The organism is Xenorhabdus santafensis (genome assembly GCF_033949405.1).
Taxonomy (GTDB): Bacteria; Pseudomonadota; Gammaproteobacteria; order Enterobacterales; family Enterobacteriaceae; genus Xenorhabdus; species Xenorhabdus santafensis.
On the sequence record NZ_VCDN01000296.1, the window covers coordinates 1 to 329 of the forward strand.

The following is a 329-nucleotide window of genomic DNA, read 5'->3' on the forward strand; positions in this document are numbered from 1 at the left end:
GCTACGATTACTTCTATCATTTTTTTCATCTCTCATCTCTCCTCGCTTCATTTCTTACTTTAAGTATAAGAGAAGAGAGATAATTCAACTATCGAAGTACATGACGTAGAAATTACATTGTTGTAAGAAAGTGGTTTATTTTTGTCACTTTACTCAGCGGTGATTACAAACTGATCATAATATTTTTCATTCACATATATATTTAAAAACCATAATCCAGAGGAAGGTAGTGACATAGCGAGAGGGAGTTCGCTTGTAGTAGAATTCGATTGTATTTGAAGTAGTCCAAGTTTGTTTGGAAATTTCTTTTTGAAAGAGTACTGGTGTTG

Annotated in this window: 1 protein-coding gene; it reads right to left on the minus strand. The window is 32.8% G+C overall.

Features of this window, described 5'->3' with window-relative positions:
* Positions 1-149: 149 nt before the first annotated feature.
* Positions 150-329: DUF4871 domain-containing protein (locus FE392_RS22560; protein ID WP_319931917.1), on the minus strand; the 180-nt coding region annotated here is incomplete at its 5' end.